Genomic DNA, 245 nt, shown 5'->3' on the forward strand with positions numbered 1-245 from the left:
TTGCTGAAAGCTGAGTTTTATCCCGACGGGAGCCAGCCGATCCTACAGATGGTGTTTGTGGGTGCTTACATCGTATTTGCGCCGTTTGTCGGCCAGGTGGCGGACAGCTTCCCGAAAGGTCGGGTCATGATGTTTGCCAACAGCCTTAAGCTTCTGGGCGCGGCAAGTATCTGCTTTGGTATCAACCCGTTTGTCGGCTACACGCTGGTGGGCATTGGTGCGGCAGCCTACTCCCCGGCGAAGTA

The 245-nt window shown here is 56.3% G+C and carries 1 pseudogene; it reads left to right on the plus strand.

The features are described from left to right. Positions 1-245: pseudogene (locus RTW80_RS30370) on the plus strand (MFS transporter); the annotation flags it as partial.

Source organism: Escherichia sp. AM3, assembly GCF_032029835.1.
Classification (GTDB): Bacteria; Pseudomonadota; Gammaproteobacteria; order Enterobacterales; family Enterobacteriaceae; genus Escherichia; species Escherichia coli.